This is a genomic window from Streptomyces aureus, from assembly GCF_001418135.1.
GTDB classification, from domain to species: domain Bacteria; phylum Actinomycetota; class Actinomycetes; order Streptomycetales; family Streptomycetaceae; genus Streptomyces; species Streptomyces aureus_A.
The window spans coordinates 1-4,406 of the sequence record NZ_LIPQ01000516.1 but is presented as its reverse complement, the minus strand read 5'-3'; the positions used below and the strand labels follow the sequence as shown (position 1 = coordinate 4,406).

The window sequence follows — 4,406 nt, the reverse complement described above, 5'->3', positions numbered from 1 at the left end:
GGAGGAGGAGGAGGAGGAGGACGAGGACGTCGTCTCCTCCTGCTCCGTCAGCACCCGCTGAACGGAGGGCTGCGTGCTGCGTGCTCCCGGTCGCGCGCTGGACGGGCTGCGCGGCAGCCTGCGCCGCGGAGCCGAGCCCGACAGCGCGCGCCGGGCGTTTGCCTCGGCCTCCCGATCGAAGCGGTCCGAGGGGTCGGAGACGCGCAGACCGGAGCCGTTGTCCGTGCCGGAGACCGGGCCCTGACGCTGCTGGATGACGTGTGTCAGCTCATGCGCGAGGGTGTGGCGGTCGCCGCCGCCGTCGCCGATGACGATGTGGTTGTCGGAGGTGTAGGCGCGGGCGCCGATCTCGGCTGCGGACGCGCGGGCGGCGCTGTCGTTGTGCACGCGTACGTCGGAGAAGTCGGCGCCGAGGCGGGACTCCATGTCGGGGCGGGTGCCGTCGTCGAGGGGGCTCCCAAGCTGCGCAGGACGCCGTGCGCGGCGGAACGCTGTACGGGGGCGGGCGCGGCGTCGGGGCTCTGCGCGTGGCCGCAGCCGGCGCCGTGCTGGTGCCGGGAGTCCTCGACCAGCCGGGAGTCGGCGGCGTTGCCGATCGTGCGCTGGAGGGCGAGGACCGTCTGCGGGGACAGGACACCGCCGACACCGGTAGGGGGACCGTGCCGCCGCGCGGCCCGTCGCGACGAGCGCCCGCCTCTGCCCTCTTCGCGGTCGACGGCTTCGGTGCGTCCTTGGCGTGCGTGGAAATCCCCCTGAAGGGCGCGGGGCGGGAACTTTCCTCCCTGTCCGGTCGACGGGGCCGTCGGGGCACAACGTCCGCCAGGGCAGCGTCCGACGGGCGAACGGGCAACCCGGACTCGGGTGGATCTTGATGATCTGAGCGTAGAGGGGGCGGGCTCTGCGCCCTCGCCGACGCCTGAGCTCCGACGCCGGCCACAGACCGGTCGGCCCCTACGGGCACGCGGGCGGCCACCCCACCTGTCAACGGCCGGCGTCGCGTCCCGGCGGTCCCCCTTCCGGCCGGCCGCAGAGCAGTGCGAGCCGCATCCGCAACGCCACCCCCGCCCGAGGGCTTCCGCTGCCGGAGGCGTGACGGGCCGCCTGCGCACCTCATTTTGAAACAGTCAGTCAGTACCCGCGGCCCCACCAGTACAGCGTCACCGCCGCTGCCAGCAGGAGACCAGCCCCGGCCAGGAACCTGGCGGCCCTCGGGCGCCGGCGCGGGTCCGAGAACGCCGAGAGGAGCAGGAGGGGGACCGATGGGGAGAAGACGAGCATCCCGACCCAGGAGCCGATCAGCGACCACGGCAGCAGCACCGCCGCGATGGTCCCGGTGGCCCACTGGAAGGCGGAGGGGCGGGCGTACAGGAACAGCGGTACCGCGGTCAGCATCGTGGTCGCGGCCACGAAGGGGAGTACGAAGAAGGGGTCGCCGGAGGCGATGACCGGCGTGAGCGGGGTGACCACGGCGCACGCGGCCAGGCCGACCTGCCACGGATGAACATTCTCGCGCGCGGTGATCCGCATGGCCGCCCTCAGAATCCGATGCCTTGAACGCGTTCAAACTACCGCAGCCGGTGCCGGACCAGACGTCGGGTCCGACGTGGACCCCTGTAGTCCTGCTCCGTTCGCAGCGGACCGGGGTGAGGGCTCCGCGCACGCGGACCGGCCGTGTCGAAGGGGAGGCCCGTCCCGCGGCCTGACGGTTTGCCGCTGGACAGCGTGCTGGAGCAGCATCTCAGCCAGGCGGACGGTAACGCTCGTGAACAGCCCCTCGTCATCCGCGGTCCGCAGCAGTGCCAGCGCCTCGTTCTGCCTGTCCAGGCTTTGCTAGACAGGAGGCCTCCAACTGCACCTGCATTGTCCGGCCCGCCGTATTGTGCGGAGGAATTGTCAAGACCTGTGGACAAAGAGTGGTTGGCTGTCGGCAGATGGATGGGCTTGAGTCTCCAGTAGGGGGAGACGCAAAGGTGGGGGCATGGACGGCGACACGCTTTACTCGATCGGCGAGCTCGCTCGGCGGACCGGCCTCACGGTCAAGACCATCCGGTTCTACTCCGATCGCGGAATCGTGGCGCCGACTGACCGCAGCCCGGCCGGCTACCGCCTTTACAACATAGATGCCGCTGCACGCCTGGACCTTGTGCGAACCCTGCGCGAACTGGGACTGGACCTTCCCACGATCCGGAAGGTCCTGGACCGGGAGCTCTCGTTTCCCGAGGTCGCCGCGGCGCACGCCGAAGCACTGGCAGTGCAGATCGGCACTTTGCGCCTGCGCCGCGCGGTGCTGACGGCGGTGGCCAAACGCGGGTCCACCCCTGAGGAGACGGATCTCATGCACAAGCTTGCCCAGCTTTCCGAGGACGAACGCCGACGTCTGATCGGCGATTTCCTCGATGCCGTCTTCGGCGGTCTTGACGCCGTCCCCGCATTCGTGGGGGTGATGCGCTCGATGACCCCCGAGCTGCCCGACAACCCGGAAGCGGAGCAGGTCCAGGCGTGGGTGGAATTGGCCGAAATGTCCAAGGATCCGGATTTTCGAGCCAGCGTGCGGCGGACGGCCGAGGATCAGGCAGCCGAGCAGGCCCGCAGCGGCACCACGGGCCCGCGCCGCGACATCGCCGCAACCGTCCGTGACCAGGCCGGCCCTGCCCTGACCGCCGGCATCGACCCGGCCTCACCCCAGGCCGATCCGATCGTCGCGGCGCTCACGGATCACTACGCGCACCTCCTCGGCCTCCCCGCCGACATCGAGCTTCGCCGCCGGCTGGCGACTCGCCTGGAGAGCGTGAACGACCCCCGCAGGGAGCGGTACCTCCAGCTGCTCGCAGTGGTCAACGGCTGGCCGGCCCCGGAGAGCCTGGCGCCGGTGTTCGACTGGTCCGTCCAGGCTCTGCGCGTCCGGACACAGCAATGACGGGGCGGCCGCAAGGCGGCATGGGCCGGACGCGGCTGGCGTCGGGTGAAAACGCCGCCGCATATGATCGGTTGGTGAATGCCCCCGTCATACTGCAGGCGGGAGCGACGCCGACTGCTCCCGCTCTCGTTCTTCGCCCCTGGCGGATGGAGGACGTTGCCGCACTGGTCGAGGTGAGCCGGGATCCCGCATTGCGCCAGTGGGCGAGCTCTGTCGTGGACAACGATGCTGACGGGGCACGGTGGGTGCAGGCCCAGCAGCGGGGCTGGGCAGCGGGGGACCGGTTCGGCTTCGCCGTCCTTGAGGTGCAACCCGGGTCAGTTCGCGACCAGTTGGTGGGCAACGTGGTCCTCAAGGAAGCCGCCCCCGGCAAACCGGCGGCGGAGGTGGGCTACTGGACCGCGGCGCACGCTCGCGGGCGGGGAGTGGCCCCCCGCGCTCTAGAGGTTCTCACCGGCTGGGCCTTCGACACCTTCGGGGCCGCCGGGCTGCAACGTCTCGAACTCCTTCATCAGGAGGACAACCTCGCGTCGTGCCGCGTTGCCCGGAAGAGCCGGTACGAGTTCGACAGAGTTCTGCCCGCAGCGCCCCCCAGCTTCCCTCTCGATGGCCATCTGCACATACGGCGCATGGATGTCTGAGGTCCACTCGACGTCGGTGGATCGGTTGAGGCCGCCTATGCGGCGAGGGTCTCGGGGCGCTCAACGAGGTGGCCGCGTTCGAAGTGGGCGCCAGCCCGGACCAGGGCGACGAGGTGGGGCGCGTTGACCGCGCGCCAGCGGGCCTGGGCGGATTCGATCAGCCTGAACACCATGCCCAGTGCGGCGGCTCGGCTACCGGCACCCTTGGTTACCTGGTCCGGAGCCGTACGGTGGCGAAGGTCGATTCGATGGGACTTGTGGTGCGCAAGCGGGCGTGGTCCTTGTCCTCGGCGTTATAGACGTCCTGGACAGCCCGCTTGGCGGCGAGTTGGGCCGACTTCCGTAGGGCGTCCAGAATGTTCGCAGTTTTGTGCACCCGACAGCGTTGTTCGCGGGTGGTGGGGAAGACCTCGGCCAGGGCCTTCCAAAAGCCCAGCGCGCGCGGAGCCGCATAGGTGAGGAAGACTCCGATCTGCGACTTCTCCGTCCGCCCCGCCGTTCCCGAGTACTGCCGCTGGACCCCGGCCGACCTGCCCCCTTCTTCGGGAATCCGGTGTCGTCGACGATCAGCACCGCTTCCCGGTCGCCGAGAGGCTCCACGACATACTCGCGAACATCGTCCAGGACCTTCTCCGCATCCCAGTCGATCCGGTTCAACAGCCGGTGGATCCGTTCCGGACCCGCATGCCCGGCCTCCTCCGCCAGCGTCCACCCGTTCTTCCGCTCCAGCGGAGCGATCAGGCCCCCCCCGCATATAGGCAAGTGCCGACTCACGCGGCTCCGACCTGGCAAAAACGGTGCACGAACCGCTCATGCAGAGTCTTCACCTCACCCGCCCACCCCCGGAC

At 70.0% G+C, this 4,406-nt stretch carries 4 protein-coding genes and 2 pseudogenes; 2 read left to right on the top strand and 4 right to left on the bottom strand.

What is annotated here, in order from left to right; translation table 11 throughout:
* Together AOK00_RS32865 and AOK00_RS32860 are read right to left on the bottom strand one after the other, a co-directional pair.
* The coding region (locus AOK00_RS32865) for an eCIS core domain-containing protein (RefSeq protein ID WP_437441462.1) at positions 1-426 on the bottom strand (426 nt) is incomplete at its 3' end.
* A 702-nt stretch (positions 427-1,128) separates the two neighbouring features.
* Positions 1,129-1,527, bottom strand: a complete 399-nt coding sequence (locus AOK00_RS32860; RefSeq protein ID WP_055603813.1) for a hypothetical protein — start codon at positions 1,525-1,527, stop codon at positions 1,129-1,131.
* Between the two features lie 451 nt (positions 1,528-1,978).
* Between AOK00_RS32860 and AOK00_RS32855 the strand changes: the two genes are divergently transcribed.
* Positions 1,979-2,917, top strand: coding sequence for a MerR family transcriptional regulator (locus AOK00_RS32855; protein WP_055603812.1), 939 nt, complete (start codon positions 1,979-1,981; stop codon positions 2,915-2,917).
* A gap of 74 nt (positions 2,918-2,991) precedes the next feature.
* Positions 2,992-3,558, top strand: a complete 567-nt coding sequence (locus AOK00_RS32850; protein ID WP_301554237.1) for a GNAT family N-acetyltransferase — start codon at positions 2,992-2,994, stop codon at positions 3,556-3,558.
* 35 nt (positions 3,559-3,593) lie between these two features.
* Here AOK00_RS32850 and AOK00_RS37815 read toward each other — a convergent pair.
* Together AOK00_RS37815 and AOK00_RS41655 are read right to left on the bottom strand one after the other, a co-directional pair.
* A pseudogene (locus AOK00_RS37815) lies at positions 3,594-3,997 on the bottom strand (transposase); the annotation flags it as partial.
* Positions 3,998-4,137: 140 nt separating this feature from the next.
* Positions 4,138-4,332: pseudogene (locus AOK00_RS41655) on the bottom strand (hypothetical protein); the annotation flags it as partial.
* Between the last annotated feature and the right edge of the window lie 74 nt (positions 4,333-4,406).

Bases quoted from the DNA above. Each gene is read 5' to 3' on its own strand.
- AOK00_RS32860 (WP_055603813.1), bottom strand. From the start codon at position 1,527: ATGCGGATCACCGCGCGCGAGAATGTTCATCCGTGGCAGGTCGGCCTG.
- AOK00_RS32855 (WP_055603812.1), top strand. From the start codon at position 1,979: ATGGACGGCGACACGCTTTACTCGATCGGCGAGCTCGCTCGGCGGACC.